Origin of the sequence: Vagococcus lutrae (assembly GCF_023299185.1) — a bacterium.
GTDB classification, from domain to species: domain Bacteria; phylum Bacillota; class Bacilli; order Lactobacillales; family Vagococcaceae; genus Vagococcus_A; species Vagococcus_A lutrae.
In genome coordinates this window covers 875,489-896,228 of sequence record NZ_CP097017.1, presented here as the reverse complement: position 1 = coordinate 896,228, position 20,740 = coordinate 875,489, and the positions used below count along the sequence as shown (strand labels likewise).

Sequence of the window (20,740 nt, the reverse complement as noted above, 5' to 3'; positions counted from 1 at the left end):
ATTGCCGTATTTCTACAGAAACTGAAGAATAAAACTCTAGTTATGAGGTTCATGTCGATCACTATACAGAGTTTATAAAGAAGAATACTGAGTTGAAGTTTGTTGTAATCTTTGCAGATGGTGGTATCTTTGGTACGAACACTAAAAAGCGGGACGAAATTAATCGTATTATTGAAGAGTGTATGGATGGTAACATCGACATGGTTATTACTAAATCCATCAGGCGATTTGCACGTAACAACCTAGACTGCCTTTAATATATTAGACAGCTCGAGGATAAGAACATATCCGTCTACTTTGAAAAAGAGAACATCAACATAATGGACGGCAAAGGGGAGCTTCTGCTGACTATTATGTCATCTTTAGCACAACAGGAAAGCGAGAGACTTTCACAAAACGTTAAGCTTGGTTTTCAATACCGATACCAACAGGGAAAGGTACAGGTCAACCACAAACGGTTTATGGGCTACACCAAAGATGAAGATGGAAATTTAATCATTGTCTCCGAAGAAGCTGAGATTATCAAACGCATCTACCGAGAATACCTTGAAGGTCAGAGTCTAGTGGGTATTGGTCGAGGTCTTGAGAAGGATGGTATTTTAACAGCAGCAGGAAAACCAAGATGGCGACCGGAATCAGTTAAAAAAATCCTCCAAAATGAAAAATACATCGGAGATGCCCTCTTACAAAAGACTGTTACTGTAGATTTTCTAACCAAGAAACGAGTTAAGAATGAAGGTCATCTTCCCCAGTATTATGTTGAAAATAGCCATGAGGCGATTATTCCTAAAGAGTTATTTTTGCAGGTGCAGGAAGAGATTCATCGAAGAAGCAATATCTACACAGGAGAAGGCAAGAACAAACGAATTTATAGTAGCAAGTACGCTTTAAGTGCCATCACCTTCTGTGGAGATTGTGGCGATATTTATAGGAGAACCTATTGGAATATTCATGGTAGAAAAGAATTTGTCTGGCGATGCGTGACTAGAATCGAGCAAGGTCCTGAGGTTTGTAAGAACCGAACCGTAAAAGAAGATGAACTCTATGGTGCTGTAATGACCGCAATTAATAAACTGCTTGCAGGTGGCAATAACATGATAAAGACCTTGGAAGAGAACATTCATGCTGTGATTGGTGAAACGACAGAATACCAAATTTCAGAGATTAACAACTTACTGGAGGAAAAGCAAAAAGAACTTATCAAGCTGGCGAACAAGGGTCAAGACTATGAACACCTAGCAGATGAGATTGATGAGCTGAGAGACAAGCGACAGATCCTTTTAGTAGAAGATGCCTCCCTCAGTGGCGAGAACGAGCGAATCAATGAGCTGATTGAATTCATCCGCAATAATAAATTCCGTACCTTAGAGTACGACGATAAGCTTGTGAGAAAGATAATCCAGAGCGTTACAGTCTATGAAGACCACTTTATCATAACCTTTAAATCTGGCATCGAATTGGAAATATGAAAAAGTTGTGATAATATGAAGATAAACTCACGATAAATTCAAGTCAAAAGTCAGAATTGATATAGAGTTGTAATCTTTAGAAAAAAACAGAAAAATCACAAAAGCAGAAAAATTATATTGGATTTTTGAAGATAATATGATATAATAAAACGACTTGGAGGTGGAAGAATGTATAACTTTTCTTGCTAATTATATGATGCATAATAAGATATTTAAAGAAACGGATATAGAACCGTTTGTTTTGTTATGCAAATTGCAAGAAAGTTAAGTATTCTACACTCAATAATACATTACAGTAACCTTATGTTATGTATAACAAAAGGTAATAATAGTATTTGTTTTTGAGCCGTAAGAATTTACTTTCTTGCGGCTTTTAATATTTGTAAAAGAAAGGAAGATAAACGTGATAGACAATGATACTATGTCATTCATGACAAAATCCTTGCAGAGTTGGATAACATTATAGAGTAATTAATGCCGAAAACCGACTTTGCTTATAAAATTTTTATAATGTAAAGGAGGAAGAAATATATGTCCTTAATAAATGTTTCAAATCTAACTTTTTCATATGAAGGAAGTTATGACAATATTTTTGAAAATGTAAGTTTTCAGATAGATACAGATTGGAAACTCGGTTTTATTGGAAGAAACGGACGCGGTAAAACTACTTTCTTAAATTTACTGCTTGGCAAATATGCGTATTCCGGCAATATAAGTTCTACAGTTAAGTTTGAGTATTTTCCTTATGATGTGGAAGATAAGAGTCTATATACAATTGAAGTAATGAAGAGTATTTGTACGGAATGTATGGATTGGGAGATTTTTCGTGAAATATCATTGCTTGATGTTCAAGAAGATGCTTTATATCGTCCGTTTAATACATTGTCAAATGGTGAGCAAACGAAGGTCCTTCTTGCAGCTTTATTCCTTACAGCGAGTTGTTTCCTGCTTATTGATGAACCTACAAACCATCTTGACATCGATGCACGTAATGTAGTGCAAAACTATTTGAAACGCAAGAAGGGGTTTATTTTGGTATCTCATGATAGAAGCTTACTTGATCAATGTGTTGACCATATACTATCTATCAATAAAACGAATATCGAAATCCAAAAGGGAAATTTTACTTCTTGGTGGGAGAACAAAACGTTACAAGATAATTTTGAACTGGCAGAAAACAAGAAACTCCTTAAAGAAATAGGAAGGTTGTCTTATGCAGCAAAACGTAGTTCAAACTGGTCAAATAAAGTAGAAAAAAGTAAATATGGAACAACAAATTCTGGTTCAAAACTGGATAAGGGTTATGTTGGACATAAGGCTGCAAAAGCGATGAAACGTGCCAAAAATATTGAGTCAAGACATCAGGAAGCCGTTTTACAAAAATCAGAACTGCTCCACAACATTGAACAATATGATGACTTAAAAATTTCACCACTTGAATTTCACAAAGAGTGCTTAATAGAAGCGAATGATTTATCATTGTCTTATGGAGATAAAGAAGTATGCAGTAATCTTAATTTCAGAGTCAATATTGGTGATAGAGTTGCCATTATCGGAAAAAATGGGAGTGGTAAGTCTAGTATCCTAAAATTGATTAATGGAGATGATATTAAATTTACCGGAAATTTTATGCTAGCAAGTGGACTAAAAATTTCTTATATTTCGCAAGATACTTCATATTTAAAAGGTAATCTATCTGAATTTGCCTATAATAATAAGATCGATGAAACTCTATTTAAAACGATTCTTCGTAAACTGGATTTTAATAGAGAGCAGTTTGATAAGAACATGGTGGATTTTAGTGCTGGTCAGAAAAAGAAAGTACTAATTGCTAAAAGCCTGTGTGAAAGTGCACATTTGTATATATGGGATGAGCCATTGAACTATATTGATATTTTTTCACGTATCCAAATTGAAAAAATGATTTTAGAATATTGTCCTACACTATTGTTTGTGGAGCATGATGATGCTTTTTGCAATAATATTTGTACGAAAAATATCAATTTATGTCTATAGAGATTTTGAGTTGCCACAATAACTAAAAGATATTTAGATGAAAGGGTGAAGAAATGTTAAAACAAAAAGAATTAATTGCAAATGTTAAGAATCTTACTGAGTCAGATGAACGAATTACAGCTTGTATGATGTATGGATCGTTTACCAAAGGAGAAGGTGACCAATACTCGGATATAGAGTTCTATATATTTTTGAAAGATAGCATAACCTCGAACTTTGATTCATCCAACTGGTTGTTTGACGTAGCTCCGTACTTGATGCTTTATAAAAATGAGTATGGAACAGAGGTAGTTATTTTTGATAATCTTATACGTGGGGAATTTCATTTCCTTTCTGAAAAAGATATGAACATAATCCCCTCGTTTAAAGATTCAGGTTATATTCCTGATATGAAGGATATGCTTATTTACGATGAAACAGGGCAATTAGAAAATTATTTATTAGAGATAAGTGGTGCAAGACCAAATAGACTTACTGAAGAAAATGCTAATTTCTTGTTGTGTGATTTCTCTAATCTATGGTTGATGGGAATCAATGTTCTAAAAAGAGGAGAATATGCTCGTTCTTTAGAACTCTTATCACAGCTTCAAAAAAATATACTACAACTTATACGTATGGTAGAAAAAAATGCGGATAATTGGCTAAATATGAGTAAGAACCTTGAAAAAGAAATTAGCCTTGAAAATTATAAAAAGTTTGCAAAGACCACTGCTCGATTAGATAAGGTAGAATTATTTGAAGCCTATAAAAATTCCTTACTGTTAGTTATAGATTTGCGAAGTCACCTTCTTGAACAATACAACTTAAAAGTTACACATGATATTTTAGAAAGATTGTTGAATTACATTAGTGAATAGAAGAGTAACGTTATTTAGAGCATTGGTTACTAAGAATTAACAGTATACCTCGGTTTTCAAAAAACAGCGAAGTCTATGGATATGTTCCCACATACGCAAGCCCTCAGTGGATATCTTCCCTCAAAGACAATAATGTTCAAGTGACTAATTTTTGACAGCTATCCCCTCATCTCAAAACATGTTGAGTGTGTTGCATTGATGTCTAAGGTGGATGAATAAAAGAAGTTGAAGAGTAATAGTACCAGGTACAGACACAATTCAGAATTGTTTGCGTACCTGGTACTGTTTTTTCAAGGTGAAGTCTTTCTTGTTAAAGATTTATTCAAGGGATATGTGTGGAATAGGATACCCAGAAAGGATCGACTTCTGCTTGGAACGTTATTTTTAAACCATGTTAGCAAAATGAATGGTAATTTAAAGGCTATTGAAAAGACTTCATCTAATCAGCAGAGGTATAAAAAGACAATTGATAAGTTTTAACTATCTTTTGTGAAATTAAAAAAATTATAAATATGTTGAGTAGAAGCAAAAGATTTGGCTTGGAATTTTTACAGCAGTGAATCGATAAAAGGAGCATGCTTGATGGTAGATAATATTATTAAATCAGTAGCAGAGAAATTATCCTCTCTGTCTTATATAGAAGGTATTGTTTTAGGTGGTTCACGTGCAAGGGGCACCCATACAGAGGATTCGGATATAGATATCGGCATCTATTACAATTCAGAATCATTTGACATAAATACTATTAATCAATTCGCTACAAAGCTGGATGATGAGCATAGAAATAACCTTGTTGTACCTCCCGGAGCATGGGGTGATTGGATTAATGGCGGCGGATGGTTAGTCATAAACGGGTATCATGTGGATTTAATTTTACGTGATATTAAACGTGTGGAACAAATAATGAAAGATACAGAGCACGGAATTGTTACTGCCAATTATCAGACTGGGCATCCCCATGGTTATATTAGTGCAATGTATCGAGGAGAATTAGCGATTAGCAAAATACTATATGCTAAGAATGAAAGCTTATGCGAATTAAAAAAACAGGCAGAAACTTATCCCAATGCTTTGCAGAAAAGTTTAGTTAACTTTTTTATGTTTGAAGCAGGGTTCTCTTTAATGTTTGTAAAAGCAAATTCGGGAACAGACGATAAATATTATATTGCGGGTCATGTTTTTCGTATAGTTTCATGTTTAAATCAAGTGTTATTTGCATGTAATAATGCTTATTGTATCAACGAAAAGAAAGCTATAAAACTGCTTGAAACTTTTGAACATAAACCTGAAAAATATACCGAGAAGGTAAATCATATTTTTGAAGTACTCGGTATCTCACTTTTTGAATGCTACGACATGACCGAGAAGCTTTATAATGAAGTGAATGAAATTGTATCGGAGATAAATAACTTTTTAAACGAGGAGAGTTCAGATGAAAGAAAACAAATATGATGATAATATATTTTTTCAAAAATACAGTCAAATGAGTCGCTCGCAGAAAGGACTGGCTGGTGCGGGAGAATGGGAGACTTTGAAAAAGATGCTACCTGATTTTAAGGGTAAGCGTGTGCTTGATTTAGGATGCGGCTATGGATGGCACTGTATATATGCGATGGAAAACGGTGCTTCCTCTGTAGTAGGTGTTGATATTTCTCATAAAATGCTCGAAGTAGCAAAAGGAAAAACCCATTTTCCACAGATTGAATATGAATGCTGTGCCATAGAAGATGTGGATTTCCCAGAGGAGAGCTTTGATGTAATACTAAGTTCGCTTGCGTTTCATTATGTAGCAGACTATGAGAATTTAATAAAAAAGATATATAGGATGCTGAAGGCTGGTGGCAATTTAGTTTTTACAGTTGAACATCCTGTTTTTACTGCTCATGGAACACAAGACTGGTATTATAACGAAAAAGGAGAAATACTGCATTTCCCGGTGGACAATTATTATTATGAGGGCAAACGGACAGCTATGTTTTTGGAAGAAAAGGTTACAAAATATCATAGAACACTGACCACATATCTAAATACACTGCTTTCAAATAGTTTTATAATAAATCAGATTGTGGAGCCACAGCCGCCAGAGAACATGATGGATATTCCGGGGATGGCGGATGAAATGCGACGCCCAATGATGCTGATTGTATCGGCAAAAAAGAAGATGTAATAATATAGAAAAAATAAACGAGGAGTATGTAAATGAGATCAGAAAAAGAAATGATGGATTTAGTACTTTCTTTAGCAGAACAGGATGAACGTATTCGAATTGTGACCCTTGAGGGGTCACGCGCAAATATTAATATACCTAAAGATGAATTTCAGGATTATGATATTACATATTTTGTAAGTGATATAGAACCGTTTATATCTAATGATGACTGGCTTAATCAATTTGGGAATATAATAATGATGCAAAAGCCGGAGGATATGGAATTATTCCCACCTGAAGAAAAGGGGTTTTCCTATCTTATGCTATTTGATGATTACAATAAAATTGATCTTACCTTATTGCCCTTGGAAGAGTTAGATAATTACCTAAAGGGCGATAAATTAATAAAGGTTCTAATTGATAAAGATTGTAGAATTAAAAGGGACATAGTTCCGACTGATATAGATTATCATGTAAGAAAGCCAAGCGCAAGGGAGTATGATGATTGCTGCAATGAATTTTGGAATGTAACACCTTATGTTATTAAAGGATTGTGCCGCAAAGAGATACTGTTTGCAATCGATCATCTGAACCAGATTCTACGGTTTGAACTACTTAGGATGATGTCGTGGAAGGTTGGGATAAAGACAGAATTTTCATTAAGTGTTGGGAAAAATTATAAGTATATTAACAAATACATTGATGAAGATCTATGGAATAGATTATTATCTACATATCGCATGGATTCCTATGAAAATATTTGGAAGTCATTATTTATATGCCACCAATTGTTCAGGGAAGTGTCCAAAGAGGTAGCAGAACTACTGGGGTTTGATTATCCAGAGTATGGTAAGAACATAACAAGATATACCGAGGACATGTATAAAAAATATGTTGAAAATGACTATTTTTAAAGATTAGCAAAGATTATTAACCATAAGCAAGGGGTGTAAATGTATGGAAAGTACTGATGTTATAAATGAAATTAGAGGTATATTACCTCGTAACTCAATTGGAAAATATGATTTACTAACTATTTTTACACATAAAACCGTTTTTGATAAAATTGTAAAAGTACTATCATTGGATTTTCAAAATAAAGTAGATTATGTGGCTGCCCCAGAAGCAATTGGATGGATACTAGGCACTGCCATAGCCAAAGAACTTGGAGTGGGGTTTATTGGAGTAAGAAAAGGTGATAAGCTGCCATACGCAAAAGAAGAGATTATTTCGACACATTTTACCGACTATTCAGGTCAAGATAAAAGCTTTGAAATATCTAAGAGTTCTATTGTGAGGAACAAAAGAGTTTTGATTGTAGATGATTGGATAGAGACAGGTTCTCAAATGAAGGCTTTAATAGCTTTGTTAGAGAAATTGGATTGCAGCATTATTGGGTTGGCTACTATTGGGATTGATATAAATGAGGTTACTCAAAAATGGATAGACAGCAGTTTTGTAGCTTATATTGGCTCAAACATATAATAAACCGAAAGAAAATCTTGAATCAAAATTTTGGATGGCGTTAATTTACAATACAACGAAAGATGTTTACTCTTTTTTTATAAATTTTAAGAGGCGTTAAAAAACAGTTTTCAGACGAAAGGAGATCGAAGTTGAGTATAGATTTAAGTAACAAAAAAATTCCGAAAGAAGCAATTCAAGCATTAAAAACTATAGCGGAACTACTTGATAATATGTTAATTGGGGTGTATTTGTATGGTTCGGCAGTAATGGGTGGTTTACGTATGAATAGCGATGTAGATATTTTGGTAATAACAAATCAAAGTTTATCTGAAAAAACTCGAAGGAATCTTACAAATAGGTTAATGCTTATATCTGGGAAAATAGGAAACATAAAAGATATGAGGCCTCTTGAAGTTACGGTCATAAATCAAAAGGATATTGTCCCTTGGCATTTCCCCCCCAAATATGAATTTATGTATGGCGAGTGGCTAAGAGAGCAGTTTGAAAAGGGAGAAATTCCTGAGTCGACTTATGATCCGGATTTAGCAATACTTTTAGCACAACTAAGAAAAAATAGTATTAACCTTTTGGGACCAAAGGCAACAGAAGTAATTGAGCCTGTGCCAATGACAGATATTCGAAAAGCAATTAAAGAATCGTTGCCCGGGTTGATAGCTAGCATTAACGGTGACGAACGCAATGTGATTTTAACTTTAGCCAGAATGTGGCTGACAGCATCTACTGGTGAAATTCGCTCAAAAGATCTGGCAGCTGAATGGGCGATACCTCAATTACCCGATGAGCATGCTACTTTACTCAACAAAGCGAGAGAGGCTTATTTAGGAGAGTGTGTTGACAAGTGGGAAGGAATGGAATCTGAGGTGGCTGAACTCGTTAATCATATGAAAAAGTCTATAGAGTCTTCCCTTAATATCCAATTACCTTTTCGAATAGTTTAAATATAACAAAGACTAGTTGTTAATGTGCATTATTGATTGCTTCGATATGTTCCCCCATATATCAGTTTCTTAAAAAATAATCAAAATACCGTTGATACGTTCCCGCGAACGAAAGGGTTAAAAATCAGCTTAAGACATCAATGCCATCAACTCGAGCCATGTGGAGACGGTAGGGTTGATGTCTAGGGTAGATAAGTAAGGATGTAATAAGATAAGTAAATAAAGGCTTTCCGTGATTTGAGGTCTGGTTCTAAGCCGGAAGGATAATCGCGGATTTTTGCTTTGAGGGAAGTTATTCAAGAATAACAAAGTGTAGGGTAGAGTAGATAGGATTTAATTTACTCTGCGAGTTTACAGGATTCTTGGCAAATTTAGATTGAGTGGATAAGATTACGATGGAAAAGTATAGTTCAAGGAAATAAAAAATGTAATTAACTTTATAAATGCAACGACGAGTGAGATTGAGAATAAAAACGAGAGAAGTTATTGAAACGATAAGATAATTGTTCTCAAAGGATTATTGTTGGTTGGAAGTAAAAAAAGCAATACTTGCCGAATTAAAAAATTGGAATTAACAAAACTACTATGTTCGTTGAGGCTGATAGTATTGCTGACTACGTTATGGAAACGAATTAATACGAAAGAATTTATGGCTCCGTTTGCAATTATGGTTGGGCTTTCTAGTCTATTGCCTTGATGATATAGAATAGATTGGAAGAATACTTAGTGAGATACACGCCACATGATGACTAAAGCTATGCTACTGATTTCATGTTATCCCATCCCATATCTGCAGTATTTCTTGAAATGGGCTTAGTAAAAAGTGTGATAACCTTATCCGCTATCTTTGATTTGTGTTTGGATAGTTTTCTCGTTTGTAAGGTCTTAGTCATTGCGCCTTTAAGAGTCGCAGGGGATACATGGCCAGCTGAAATTAAAAAGTGGGATTATCTAAAAGGACTCTCTTATTCGGTGGCAGTGGGAACAGAAAAAGAACGAATTGATGCCCTCAAGAAACAATTAACGTTACACAATATCAATCGTGAAAACGTGGATTGGTTGGTTCACAAAAGTGGTATTCCCTTTGATTTTGATATGGTGGTTATTGAGGAATTGTCATCTTTTAAGTCCTCTGGAGCAAAGCGATTTAAGAGTCTGCTTATAGTAAGCCCTCTGTAAAAAGAATAGTCGAACTTATCGGAACTCCCTCCAGTAATGGATTGATGGATTTATGGGCAGAGTTGCGAATTCTAGATTTTGGTGAAAGGTCTGGTAGATACATTAGTCATTATGGAAATACCTATTCTAAGCCAGATAAGAGAAACGCACAGATTGTTTTTTTCATATAAACCACTACCCGCTGTTGAAGAGGAAATCTACCGATTATCTCAAGATGCCCGAATATGTTAGCAATGAGGTGTTTGTCACTTTAAGTGATAAAGAATAGAAGCTCTATTAAAATTTTAAGGAAGAGATGTTGCTAAGTTAGGTGATGAAGAGATTGATGCGGTTAATGCGGTAGTACTTTCTGGAAAACTTCTTCAGATGGCAAATGATGCAGTATACGATATCGAGAATAAGGCTCGTGTGATTCATGATAAAAAGTTAGATGCTTTGGAAGATTTAATCGAAGGAGCGAATGGGAAACCAGACCTTGTTGCTTGTTGATTATAATAATATTTTAACAACCATTGTATTTATCAACCAAACGGTTTATAATGTTATTAACGTAAAATTGGAGGTGCTGTATGACTACGGCAGAAATGATTAAAAAACTGTGTGAGCAAATGAATGTAAGCGTTTCTGAACTCGCTAGACGTATTGGACAGACTCCACAGAATTTCAATAAGAAATTAAAGCGGGAAACGGTAACCTTGGATGAGTTGAAAGCCATCGCTGATGTGCTAGGTGTCAAGTTTGTGCAGGCATTTATTTTACCTGATAGAGATGAAATAAAAATATCTAACGAATAAAGGAGGCGGTCTAATATGATGATTAGTCCGGAAAGTTACTATAAAGAGTATCTCAAAGGAAAAATAAAAGAAGAAATAATGACCACCATCCGAGGAGTTAAGCAAGAAATAGTCCACCAAAAAAACACAATGGAAAGTCTAGGCTAAGGCGATAATCTAATAAGAATTCCACATAAATTCACTTGCATTTACTAGACTCATGAATACTTGGAAATAAATAAACAAGACCCAAAATATGTTATGAAAGGAGTATCTGAATGTCGAAGAAGGATTGCAAACAAGATATCAGGAAAAATTCTCATAATACTTCCTCACACGGTTATCATCACAGACATGATCCAAATTCAAAGAATTCATGTATCGGTGTTGTACCAATCTTTAATCATCTTGAAGCAGCCCAGATGGAAGAAATAATGAAAGTCATGAAGTCCATTTCATATAAAAAAGGTGAAGTACTTTATCGAGAAGGAGATACATCTAATGTCTTATATATTGTAAGTAAGGGTAAAATTAGAATCTACCGTTTATCTGAATCTGGAAAAGAGCAATTATTGAGAATTTTAAATCCAGGAGATTTTACAGGAGAATTAGCTCTGTTTCGTGAATCAATCCATGAAGCGTATGCAGAAGCAATGATTGATACCGATGTATGTATGATTAATAAAAATGACTTACAAGAATTTTTATTAAAGTACCCTACGATATCTTTGAAGATCTTAGCTGAGTTTTCTAACCGATTGGAAATATCAGAAAAACAAACAACTAGATTTGTCACCGAGAAAGTGGCGGCTAGATTAGCGTTGTTTCTTGGAGAGTGTACAGATGGGGGAGTTAGTCCAATAGAAATTGAATTACCGATGAGTAAAAAAGATTTAGCCTCTTATTTAGGAACGACACCAGAAACGATCAGTAGAACATTGGTTGATTTTGAAGATGCAGGTTATATAAAGCAAAAAAGAAACAGAAAGATTGAGATTTTAGATTTAGATGGTTTGTTGTTGATATAGCAGATAATCTTAAAATAAAAATAGAACAGTTGGTATTAAGTTAAAAATACTAACTGTTCTATTTTTCTGCGGAAAAAGAACAAACTTGATGTAGATCAAGTTAATATCTTTTAATCTCTTATATAATCTAATCAACCCAAAGAAAAAAGAAAGAAGGAAAAAGCATGTCGAAAAAATTAGATTTTAATCAAGTCAAGGAAACACATTTAAAAACATTAGCACAGTATGTACCAATTGTAGCAAGAGTTCATGGCGGAAATCATCCAGAATTTCACGAAGTTCGTGAAGTATATGATAAGCTTGGAAAAAAATTAAAAGATAAAGGAAGGGGAAAAACTGATTTAGTAGATGAATTTGCAAAGTTACGTAAAATTACAGACAATTATACAGTTCCAGATGATGTTTGTGAAAGCTATGAAGCAGTATATAACCTGTTGGCAGAATTAGATAAAGCATATGAATCATAAAAGAAACAAGTGATACAATTAATAAAAATTGTAATAGGAAGGAGTATGTATGTGCAAAAAATAATTTTAGGGAGAAAAAATCATATTATAATAGTAAGTGCAATTTTAATAACAATTGCATATGTTAGTAAATTAGGATTTCAAAACGAACCTATAGCTATATGGACACTAATAATTGCCTCTGTTTTAGGAGTTATACCGATTGCCATCCAAGCGTATCAAGCACTCAGAGTTAAAGTAGTCAGTATTGATGTGTTAGTGACCATTGCAGTCATTGGTGCGTTTCTAATTAGAAATTATGAGGAGTCAGCAATTGTTACCTTTTTATTTTTATTTGGAGCTTATCTAGAACAAAGAACACTGAATAAAACACGTTCTGCAATAAAAGAATTAACTGAAATGGCGCCAGAAGTTGCTCTAAAGCAACTGAAAAATGGTGAATTTGAAGAAGTCGCAATAGAAGAGGTTGATGTAGGTGATATTTTACTTGTTAAAACGGGTGCAAAAATTCCTGTTGACGGGACAGTTTTAACAGGAGAAGGGCATATTAATGAAGCAAGTATTACAGGTGAAGCCGTTTTAGTAAGCAAAAAGAAAGATTTAGGAGTATATGCGGGAACAATTTTAGAAAATGGAACACTGCAAATCACTGCTGACCGTGTAGGCGAAGAAACTACTTTTGGTAAAATCATTGAGTTAGTGGAAGAAGCACAGGATTCAAAATCAGAGGCAGAACGCTTTATTGATAGATTCTCTAAATATTATACACCGGCTGTTTTAGTTCTCTCTTTTATTGTATGGCTCATTTCAAGAGATATTCAACTGGCGATTACGATATTAGTTTTAGGATGCCCAGGAGCACTAGTAATCGGTGTTCCCGTTTCAAATGTTGCGGGTATTGGTAATGGAGCACGTCATGGTGTTCTTCTAAAAGGCAGCGAGGTTATTAATGATTTTAGCAAACTTGATACCATGGTATTTGACAAAACGGGAACATTGACAATAGGAAATCCTAGAGTAGCTGATAAAGAAATTTATGCAGATAATGTAGATGACGTATTCGCTTATCTGTCAAGTGTTGAAAAGGAATCCGATCATCCATTAGCAAAAGCAGTTGTGGAATATATTGGAGATATAGAACCATTTAGAGTTGAAAAAACAGAGGTTGTAAAAGGCGGAGGAATTGTAGCACATGTAGAAGGTCATAGAGTTGCGGTCGGAAATGTTGCACTGATGAAGAAAGAAAATATATATTTAAGTGAGAAAGTTCACGCAGATATTGCTAGATTTGAGGGAAATGGAAATTCATTAGTTTTAACATCAGTTGATGGTGAATTAAAGGTATTGTTAGGGATTCGTGATCAAATTCGTCCAGGTGTAAAAGAAAATCTTCAGAAGTTGAAAAAACTTGGTGTTAAAAATCTAGTCGTTCTTTCAGGTGATAATCAAGGAACAGTTGATTTAGTGTCGCGTGAACTAGGTTTTACAGAGGCCCGCGGGCACATGTTGCCGGAAGATAAATCAGCATATATTAAAGTACTGCAAGAAAGAGGTCAAATTGTTGCATTTGTTGGGGACGGAGTAAATGATAGTCCTTCACTAGCTCTAGCACAAATTGGAATTGCCATGGGAGGCGGAACAGATGTAGCCATAGAAACGTCAGATGTTGTTTTAATGAATTCAGATTTTAGTCTCTTGCCACATGCACTAGGTTTAACAAAAGCGGCAGCTAATAACATGCGCCAAAATATTTTTATTGCAGTTGGAGTTGTATTAGTCCTGCTAGCTAGCGTATTTTTTAGTGACTGGATGAATATGTCAATCGGAATGTTAGTACACGAAGCAAGCATATTAGTGGTCATTTTAAATGGCATGAGGTTGCTACGATACAAACTATGAAAATAAACAACAAATTAAGCTGTTGATGCAAATCAATTTAATGATGATAATAATCGAGTATAATAAAATCGATGTAAACTAAAGGAGAGAAGAAAATGCAAAAAGCAACGATTCAATTAGAAACATTAACATGTCCGTCTTGTATGCAAAAAATAGAGAATGGTGTGAAATCTTTGGACGGGGTAAGTAATGAGAGTTTAAAAGTACTATTTAATTCAAGCAAGGTGAGGGTGGAATTTGACGATGAAAAAGTATCTATAAAAGACATTGAACATGTTATCGACAAATTAGGTTATGAAGTATTAAAATCCCAGGTCAAAAATATTTAAGTAACGAACCACTTAAGTTTATACGGGAGATAGTGTTTGGGGAGCATTTTTCCCTAAAAACTGTATTAGAGGAGCTATGTAATAAATCCATACTTTGACTGATATGTTCTCACATATAAATTCCCTCTGTGGATATGTTTCCCAGAGGAGATTTTCGATAAAAGTATTTGAGCCACTATTTCTTGATAGCTATGAACTTGTCTCCAAAAATGTGGAGTGTGTAGGGCTTTTATTTCGTAAGTAATAGTTATAATAATAACTTTTGGTCAAAAAAAGACTGATGAATCTAATCATAATTCATCAGTCTTTTAAATTACAGAGCTTTTTTAATTTTACTCCCTACGCTGTTTTTCTTGCCCACAATGTCATTCCGCATAGTGTTACGACTACTGGGATTAGCCAAGCCATACTGACTGAAGCAAGTGGTAAAATGCTGTCTAGTTTATCAAAAGAAGTTACCATCGCAGGAATGATCATAATTTTTGTCGTGATGACTTTTAAGGCATCGATAACGGCAAAGATAGTGGCAACCCAAATGGTGACACGATAGACGCTTTTTTTGCTTTTGAAGAATGGGTCGGCAAAAGCTAAGAAGATTAGGCTAATGGCGAGTGGGTATAAAAATGAAAGTACAGGTGTCGCGATTAAGATAATCGAGCTAAGTCCAACATTCGCAATTAAACCGCCTAATAGACTAAAAAGATGAACGAATTGACGATAGCTAATGTTCGGGAAAAGTTCATGAAAAGTTTCGCTACAAGCACTAATCAATCCAATCGCTGTTTTTAGGCAAGCTAAGGTGATAATCGTTGCGAGTAAAATAACGCCATAAGAGCCAAAATAGTAGTTGGCAATTTGATTAAGTGCGACGCCACCATTAGGAGCTGTAGCCATTTGATGACGGCTAGTTGCTCCGATAAAGGTTAAGCTGCCGTAAATAACTGCCATTAAAACAACAGTGAAAATACCTGATTTAAGTGTATCAAGAGCGATTTGTTTAGGCTCGTGAATCCCAAGTTGTTGAATGGCTTTAACAATAATAATACCAAAGGCAAGAGCTGCTAAGACGTCCATCGTATTATACCCTTCGATAAAGCCAGTAAAGAAGGGTTGTTGATAGCTCGGATCAGCTGGGATATCTTGTATATTTCCCATAGGTCGAATAAAACTAATTAAAATAAGTGCACTAAGAAATAATAAAAATAACGGATTTAAAATTTTTCCAATCCACAGCATCATTTTACTCGGGTTGAGTGACAAGCGCCATGCAAATAAAAAGAAAATAATAGAAAAGACTAATAACCATAGCGAACGTTGTTGTGCATTTAAGTAAGGAGCAAAGCCTACTTCAAATGAGACTGTCGCCGTTCGAGGTAAGGCAAAGAATGGTCCGATTGTTAGGTAGAGAGCGATGGTGAAAAATAGTCCGAAGCCTTTGCTTGCTTTCGACGCGAGGTCGTAGATGCCTTGACTTTCTGAAAAGCCAATCGCGAGAATTCCTAAAAAGGGTAAACCGACACCGGTAACGATAAAACCAATGGTTGCCAGAGGTGTTTGGTTACCAGCAAGTTGTCCCATTAAAACAGGGAAAATTAGATTTCCGGCTCCAAAAAATAATCCGAATAGTAAGGAACCGACCGTTAGATATTGTTTCATTGTTAAGTTCTTTTTCATAGAAAGCCTCCTTTTTTTATATCATACCGTGATTGTATAGTAAATGTAAGTATTTTCAGAAAAAAATTTTAAAAATTGAGTTGTTTTTATTGAATTATGACACCTTGTCGTATATAATGACAAGGTGTCATAAAGTTGTTTAGCAAGAGAGGGGGCAAATGAATGCCAAAAGAAACGTTTTTTAGATTACCTAGAGATAAGCAAGAACGCATATTAGAAGCAGCGCATGTTGAGTTTTCACAGCACTCTTTAAAAGAGGCGTCTGTTTCGAGTTTGATTAAGCTTGCTGATATTCCACGTGGTAGTTTTTATCAATATTTTGAAGATATGCGTGATCTTTATTATTATTATTTTGAATTTTTAAGAGAAGATAGTTTTAATAGTTTTGTCACATTACTAAAAGCCTATGAAGGTGATTTGTTTAAGACGTTAACGGATTATCATAAAATGTTTTTAGAAACAATTTTGATGGGAGAAAATGCTGATTTTTATCGTCATTTCTTTTTAAATATGGATGACTATGCGACACGAAAAGTTTCCAAGCATATCATTCGAGATAATGATGAGACTGGAAAGTGTCCAGTAGGGCGCTATCATCGTGAGCGTTATGATGTGTTTTCTTTGATTGATAGCGAGGCATTAAACGTATCGTCGGATAAAGAGATGAATGAACTCTTACGTTTTGCGTTGCAAATGTTTTTTTCCAGTATTCTGCATGCCTATCGAAAGGAAGACATCCCTGTTGAACAATGTATGGTAGAAGCACAAGCTGAGTTTTCTCAGAAAATAAATTGGTTAAAATATGGTGTAGTAAAGGAAGGAAGGTGCTAGGATGTTAAAAATAATTAAGAAGATGTCCATGACGTCAATTATTGGCGCAATCGTCTTTATGTTTGTTCAAGTATTAAGTGATTTAAAACTGCCCTCATTAACATCAGATATTATTAATAACGGGGTAGCTAAAGGGGATATCGATTATATTTGGTCGGTAGGTCTCGTTATGATTGGTTTTTCAATAATTAGTATTACAGCCGCTATTGGTAATACGTTTTTTGCGGTAAGAGAATCACAGAAGATTGGTCGTTCATTGCGTTCAGAGTTATATAGTAAAGTAACGTACTCTTCTCATGAACAGTTTGATGAGCATGGTACAGCGTCTTTAATTACACGAACAACTAACGATGTCAATCAGATTCAATTAGTATCGCAATTATTTTTACGGGTGATGATTACAGCGCCAATCATGTTGATAGGGGCTAGTACAATGGCTTATCGAAAAGATCCTCAATTGACGAAGATTTTCTTTTATGTTTTGCCTATTTTGGTTGTCTTTATCGGAGTGATTTTATATTTTGCGGTTCCATTATTTACATCATTACAAAAGAAAACAGACCGTCTGAATTTGGTCTTTCGTGAAGGTTTAACCGGTGTACGTGTTATTCGGGCGTTTAATCGTGCGGAGTATGAAGCCAATCGATTTGATGAAGCGAATCAAGATTACGTTAATACAGCGATTAAAGTTAATACGATTGTGGCATTTATGATTCCTATTGTCACGTTAATCATGAGTGGAACGAATGTGGCGATTATCTGGTTTGGTGGGCATTATATTTCAGAAGGAACACTTGAAGTAGGGAATTTAATTGCCTTTATGACGTATGCTATGCAAATTCTTATGAGTTTTATGATGATGAGTATGATGTTTGTCTTTATTCCAAGAGCTCAAGCATCGGCAAAGCGTATTAATGAAGTGTTGGATATGGAAGAAAATATTCAAGATGACACTCAGACTGAAGTGATTCCAGCTAGTCCAGCTAGTTTATCGTTTGAGCATGTCGACTATCGTTATCAAGGGGCTGAAAAATTAGCGTTGCAAGATGTGAATTTTTCTATGAAAGCCGGTCAAACGTTAGCGATTATTGGCGGAACGGGTTCTGGTAAATCGACGTTAGTGAATTTAATCCCACGTTTTTATGATGTTGAGTCAGGAAGTATTAAAATTAATGGGGTTGATGTAGCAAAAGCGAAACAAGCAGATGTACGCGAACATGTTGGATTTGTGACGCAACAAGCAAAATTATTCATCGGGACGATTCGAGAAAACATGCAATATGGTAATGAGAATGCGACGGATGAAGAAATCTGGAAAGCACTTGAAATTGCGCAAGCGAAATCTTTTGTTGAAGGATTGGAAGACGGCTTGGATAGTAAAGTCGAGCAAAATGGGGATAATTTCTCTGGTGGACAGCGTCAGCGTTTGTGTATAGCACGAGCTTTGGTAAAAAAAGCGAGCGTCTATGTTTTTGATGATTCTTTTTCAGCATTGGATTTTAAAACAGATAAGAATTTACGTGCAGCGTTATCAGAAGAAATCACGGATGCGGTTATCGTCATTGTGGCACAGCGAATTAGTTCTGTTGTCGATGCCGATGAAATTTTAGTGATTGATGATGGTGTGATTGTAGATCAAGGAACACACGAACAGTTGAAAGCAACCTCTGAAACTTATCAAGAAATCATGAGTTCTCAATTACGAGAGGAGGAAATTTAATGAGCGCACAACGCAGACCAGGACGTCCAGGTGGTCATGGCCATGGAGGAAAGAAAGAAAAAGCGAAAAACTTCTGGGGCACGACAGCACGTCTTTTAAGATATATGTCAACAAAAGCTTATGCGATTGGGTTAGTTTTTGTTTTAGCTATTGTGGCGACGGTATTTCAAATTCGGACGCCGAAAATTTTAGGTCGGGCAACGACAGAGATTTTCGAAGGTTTGAAAAAAGGGTTCATGCAGATGAAAGCTGGACAGCAAATCGACAAGTTTCCGATTGATTTTGATGCGATTAAGCGCATTTTAATGACAGTTATTTTACTATATGTGATTGCTGCTGTTTTAGGGATGATTCAACAGATTATTATGACGCGTGTTTCACAGCGAACGGTTTATCAACTTCGAAAAGACTTGAAAAATAAGATGAATGTTGTGCCGATTAATTATTACGACACGCATTCAAACGGGGATATTTTATCGCGTGCGATTAATGATATGGATAATATCGCTGCCACGTTACAACAAAGTCTAACGCAATTAGTAACAAGTATTGTAACGTTTATTGGGATTTTAATTATGATGCTTTCTATCAGTTGGCAACTGACACTTGTCGCGTTTATCACGGTTCCATTAAGTTTGATTGTCGTGATGATTGTCGCGCCAAAATCTCAACGTTTCTTTAGTACACAACAAAAAAGCTTAGGTTTACTGAATGACCAAGTAGAAGAAACTTACGGTGGTCATACGGTAGTGAAAAGTTTTAACTATGAAGACCGTGCGATAGATGTGTTTGAAGAACAAAACAAAACGTTATATGAAGTAGGTTGGAAAGCGCAGTTTATTTCATCTATGATTATGCCGTTGATGAACTTTATTAAAAACTTAGGCTATGTATTTGTTGCGGTATTAGGGGGCGTGAAGGTAGCTAATGGACAAATGCCATTAGGGGACGTTCAAGCCTTCTTACAATATACGAGTCAGTTCTCACAACCTATTACACAAATTACGAACTTAATGAATACCATTCAATCAACAATTGCTTCAGCAGAACGTGTCTTTGAAGTGCTGGATGAACAAGAAATGTCAGATGAGCCTTCTGGAATTGACCCTATTGAAACTGATGCGAAAGTGATGTTTGACCATGTTCAATTTGGCTACGACCAAAAAGAGTTACTAATGACAGATTTTAACTTAGCGGTTAAAGAAGGCGATATGACAGCGATTGTTGGACCAACTGGTGCCGGTAAAACAACGATTATTAATTTACTCGAACGTTTTTACGATGTCAGTGGTGGTAGTATTAAGCTAGAAGGAACGGATATTCGAGATATCTCTCGTGAATCATTACGTTCTCGTTTTTCAATGGTGTTACAAGATACGTGGCTCTTTACTGGGACGATTTATGATAACATCCATTATGGAAATGAGTCAGCGACAGAAGAAGAAGTCTATGCAGCGGCTAAAGCAGCTTACGCTGATGAGTTTATACGTCGCTTACCACACGGCTATGATACGGTTTTAAATGAAGAGGCAAGTAATATTTCACAAGGACAACGTCAATTAATTACGATTGCGCGTGCTTTCTTAGCCAATCCTGAGATATTAATCCTTGATGAGGCGACGTCTAGTGTTGATACGCGAACAGAGTTACTCATTCAAGAAGCGATGAGTCGTTTGTTAAAAGACCGTACGAGCTTCGTTGTAGCCCATCGTTTATCTACGATTCGAGATGCCGATACAATTATCGTTATGAATCAAGGTGAGATTGTGGAAACAGGTAACCATGATGAATTAATGGCTAAAGATGGTTTTTATGCAGATTTATACAATAGTCAATTCTCTGAAGAGGTGGCTTAAGAGTAGAGCTTTCAGGAAATGTCATGATTTGACATTTTCTGAAAGTTTTTTTGTTTTGCTTATCATA

General features: G+C 35.3%; 21 protein-coding genes and 1 pseudogene. 21 read left to right on the top strand and 1 reads right to left on the bottom strand.

Features of this window, described 5'->3' with window-relative positions; all coding sequences use genetic code 11:
• Positions 1-50: 50 nt before the first annotated feature.
• The 18 genes and pseudogenes from M2919_RS10130 to M2919_RS04185 all read left to right on the top strand — a co-directional run.
• Positions 51-425: pseudogene (locus M2919_RS10130) on the top strand (recombinase family protein); the annotation flags it as partial.
• Positions 426-461: 36 nt separating this feature from the next.
• The gene (locus M2919_RS10125) at positions 462-1,469 is read left to right on the top strand and encodes a recombinase family protein (RefSeq protein WP_446558062.1); all 1,008 of its coding nucleotides are present in this window, start codon (positions 462-464) and stop codon (positions 1,467-1,469) included.
• Positions 1,470-2,000: 531 nt separating this feature from the next.
• A complete protein-coding gene (gene lsa(E) / locus M2919_RS04250; protein ID WP_222317233.1) occupies positions 2,001-3,485 on the top strand; it encodes an ABC-F type ribosomal protection protein Lsa(E) in 1,485 nt (494 codons plus the stop codon).
• Between the two features lie 53 nt (positions 3,486-3,538).
• Positions 3,539-4,342: a lincosamide nucleotidyltransferase Lnu(B) gene (lnu(B), locus tag M2919_RS04245; RefSeq protein ID WP_018659192.1), complete on the top strand. Its 804-nt coding sequence runs from the start codon at positions 3,539-3,541 to the stop codon at positions 4,340-4,342.
• Between the two features lie 225 nt (positions 4,343-4,567).
• Positions 4,568-4,822 (top strand): single-stranded DNA-binding protein, encoded by a 255-nt coding sequence (locus M2919_RS04240; protein ID WP_428986963.1) that lies wholly within the window; start codon positions 4,568-4,570, stop codon positions 4,820-4,822.
• 102 nt (positions 4,823-4,924) lie between these two features.
• The gene (locus M2919_RS04235) at positions 4,925-5,794 is read left to right on the top strand and encodes a nucleotidyltransferase domain-containing protein (RefSeq protein WP_000228166.1); all 870 of its coding nucleotides are present in this window, start codon (positions 4,925-4,927) and stop codon (positions 5,792-5,794) included.
• Positions 5,775-6,509, top strand: a complete 735-nt coding sequence (locus M2919_RS04230; protein ID WP_000662263.1) for a class I SAM-dependent methyltransferase — start codon at positions 5,775-5,777, stop codon at positions 6,507-6,509. The genes M2919_RS04235 and M2919_RS04230 overlap by 20 nt, the downstream gene beginning before the upstream one ends.
• 32 nt (positions 6,510-6,541) lie before the next feature.
• The gene (locus M2919_RS04225; protein WP_002294505.1) at positions 6,542-7,405 is read left to right on the top strand and encodes an aminoglycoside nucleotidyltransferase ANT(6)-Ia; all 864 of its coding nucleotides are present in this window, start codon (positions 6,542-6,544) and stop codon (positions 7,403-7,405) included.
• A 43-nt stretch (positions 7,406-7,448) separates the two neighbouring features.
• On the top strand, positions 7,449-7,976 hold the full coding sequence (locus M2919_RS04220) for a phosphoribosyltransferase family protein (RefSeq protein WP_002294507.1): 528 nt from the start codon (positions 7,449-7,451) through the stop codon (positions 7,974-7,976).
• Positions 7,977-8,107: 131 nt separating this feature from the next.
• Positions 8,108-8,917 carry an ANT(9) family aminoglycoside nucleotidyltransferase Spw gene (locus M2919_RS04215; RefSeq protein ID WP_002294509.1) on the top strand — a complete coding sequence of 270 codons (810 nt, stop codon included), beginning with the start codon at positions 8,108-8,110 and terminating at the stop codon, positions 8,915-8,917.
• A gap of 807 nt (positions 8,918-9,724) precedes the next feature.
• Positions 9,725-10,096 carry a DEAD/DEAH box helicase family protein gene (locus tag M2919_RS04210; RefSeq protein ID WP_222317235.1) on the top strand — a complete coding sequence of 124 codons (372 nt, stop codon included), beginning with the start codon at positions 9,725-9,727 and terminating at the stop codon, positions 10,094-10,096.
• A gap of 366 nt (positions 10,097-10,462) precedes the next feature.
• Positions 10,463-10,585 (top strand): hypothetical protein, encoded by a 123-nt coding sequence (locus M2919_RS10060; RefSeq protein ID WP_268744222.1) that lies wholly within the window; start codon positions 10,463-10,465, stop codon positions 10,583-10,585.
• Positions 10,586-10,665: 80 nt separating this feature from the next.
• Positions 10,666-10,890, top strand: a complete 225-nt coding sequence (locus tag M2919_RS04205; RefSeq protein WP_248849395.1) for a helix-turn-helix domain-containing protein — start codon at positions 10,666-10,668, stop codon at positions 10,888-10,890.
• Positions 10,891-10,905: 15 nt separating this feature from the next.
• Entirely contained in the window at positions 10,906-11,037 is a 132-nt protein-coding gene (locus M2919_RS10055) for a hypothetical protein (protein ID WP_272158181.1), read from the top strand.
• A 110-nt stretch (positions 11,038-11,147) separates the two neighbouring features.
• Positions 11,148-11,897: a Crp/Fnr family transcriptional regulator gene (locus M2919_RS04200; RefSeq protein ID WP_248849394.1), complete on the top strand. Its 750-nt coding sequence runs from the start codon at positions 11,148-11,150 to the stop codon at positions 11,895-11,897.
• 164 nt (positions 11,898-12,061) lie between these two features.
• Positions 12,062-12,364: an iron-sulfur cluster repair di-iron protein, ric gene (locus tag M2919_RS04195; RefSeq protein ID WP_222317236.1), complete on the top strand. Its 303-nt coding sequence runs from the start codon at positions 12,062-12,064 to the stop codon at positions 12,362-12,364.
• Between the two features lie 51 nt (positions 12,365-12,415).
• Positions 12,416-14,263, top strand: coding sequence for a heavy metal translocating P-type ATPase (locus M2919_RS04190; protein ID WP_248849393.1), 1,848 nt, complete (start codon positions 12,416-12,418; stop codon positions 14,261-14,263).
• 95 nt (positions 14,264-14,358) lie between these two features.
• Positions 14,359-14,592, top strand: coding sequence for a heavy-metal-associated domain-containing protein (locus M2919_RS04185; protein WP_202585197.1), 234 nt, complete (start codon positions 14,359-14,361; stop codon positions 14,590-14,592).
• Between the two features lie 339 nt (positions 14,593-14,931).
• Here M2919_RS04185 and brnQ read toward each other — a convergent pair whose 3' ends face one another.
• The gene (gene brnQ, locus M2919_RS04180; RefSeq protein WP_248849392.1) at positions 14,932-16,266 is read right to left on the bottom strand and encodes a branched-chain amino acid transport system II carrier protein; all 1,335 of its coding nucleotides are present in this window, start codon (positions 16,264-16,266) and stop codon (positions 14,932-14,934) included.
• Positions 16,267-16,428: 162 nt separating this feature from the next.
• On the opposite strand from brnQ, the gene M2919_RS04175 reads away from it, so the two are divergent.
• The 3 genes from M2919_RS04175 to M2919_RS04165 are packed head-to-tail and all read left to right on the top strand — an operon-like array spanning position 16,429 to position 20,673.
• The gene (locus tag M2919_RS04175; RefSeq protein WP_023606000.1) at positions 16,429-17,097 is read left to right on the top strand and encodes a TetR/AcrR family transcriptional regulator; all 669 of its coding nucleotides are present in this window, start codon (positions 16,429-16,431) and stop codon (positions 17,095-17,097) included.
• A gap of 1 nt (position 17,098) precedes the next feature.
• Positions 17,099-18,817 carry an ABC transporter ATP-binding protein gene (locus M2919_RS04170; protein WP_248849391.1) on the top strand — a complete coding sequence of 573 codons (1,719 nt, stop codon included), beginning with the start codon at positions 17,099-17,101 and terminating at the stop codon, positions 18,815-18,817.
• Positions 18,817-20,673 (top strand): ABC transporter ATP-binding protein, encoded by a 1,857-nt coding sequence (locus M2919_RS04165; protein WP_248849390.1) that lies wholly within the window; start codon positions 18,817-18,819, stop codon positions 20,671-20,673. Before M2919_RS04170 ends, M2919_RS04165 begins: the two co-directional genes overlap by 1 nt.
• The last annotated feature ends 67 nt before the right edge of the window (positions 20,674-20,740 follow it).

What these genes read in the sequence shown, in the direction of transcription:
- M2919_RS10125 (WP_446558062.1), top strand. Translation starts at nt 462, where the DNA reads ATGGGCTACACCAAAGATGAAGATGGAAATTTAATCATTGTCTCCGAA.
- M2919_RS04235 (WP_000228166.1), top strand. Translation starts at nt 4,925, where the DNA reads ATGGTAGATAATATTATTAAATCAGTAGCAGAGAAATTATCCTCTCTG.
- M2919_RS04230 (WP_000662263.1), top strand. Translation starts at nt 5,775, where the DNA reads ATGAAAGAAAACAAATATGATGATAATATATTTTTTCAAAAATACAGT.
- M2919_RS04225 (WP_002294505.1), top strand. Translation starts at nt 6,542, where the DNA reads ATGAGATCAGAAAAAGAAATGATGGATTTAGTACTTTCTTTAGCAGAA.
- M2919_RS04220 (WP_002294507.1), top strand. Translation starts at nt 7,449, where the DNA reads ATGGAAAGTACTGATGTTATAAATGAAATTAGAGGTATATTACCTCGT.
- M2919_RS04210 (WP_222317235.1), top strand. Translation starts at nt 9,725, where the DNA reads ATGGGCTTAGTAAAAAGTGTGATAACCTTATCCGCTATCTTTGATTTG.
- M2919_RS10060 (WP_268744222.1), top strand. Translation starts at nt 10,463, where the DNA reads ATGGCAAATGATGCAGTATACGATATCGAGAATAAGGCTCGTGTGATT.
- M2919_RS04205 (WP_248849395.1), top strand. Translation starts at nt 10,666, where the DNA reads ATGACTACGGCAGAAATGATTAAAAAACTGTGTGAGCAAATGAATGTA.
- M2919_RS10055 (WP_272158181.1), top strand. Translation starts at nt 10,906, where the DNA reads ATGATGATTAGTCCGGAAAGTTACTATAAAGAGTATCTCAAAGGAAAA.
- M2919_RS04200 (WP_248849394.1), top strand. Translation starts at nt 11,148, where the DNA reads ATGTCGAAGAAGGATTGCAAACAAGATATCAGGAAAAATTCTCATAAT.
- M2919_RS04195 (WP_222317236.1), top strand. Translation starts at nt 12,062, where the DNA reads ATGTCGAAAAAATTAGATTTTAATCAAGTCAAGGAAACACATTTAAAA.
- M2919_RS04185 (WP_202585197.1), top strand. Translation starts at nt 14,359, where the DNA reads ATGCAAAAAGCAACGATTCAATTAGAAACATTAACATGTCCGTCTTGT.
- brnQ (WP_248849392.1), bottom strand. Translation starts at nt 16,266, where the DNA reads ATGAAAAAGAACTTAACAATGAAACAATATCTAACGGTCGGTTCCTTA.
- M2919_RS04175 (WP_023606000.1), top strand. Translation starts at nt 16,429, where the DNA reads ATGCCAAAAGAAACGTTTTTTAGATTACCTAGAGATAAGCAAGAACGC.
- M2919_RS04170 (WP_248849391.1), top strand. Translation starts at nt 17,099, where the DNA reads ATGTTAAAAATAATTAAGAAGATGTCCATGACGTCAATTATTGGCGCA.
- M2919_RS04165 (WP_248849390.1), top strand. Translation starts at nt 18,817, where the DNA reads ATGAGCGCACAACGCAGACCAGGACGTCCAGGTGGTCATGGCCATGGA.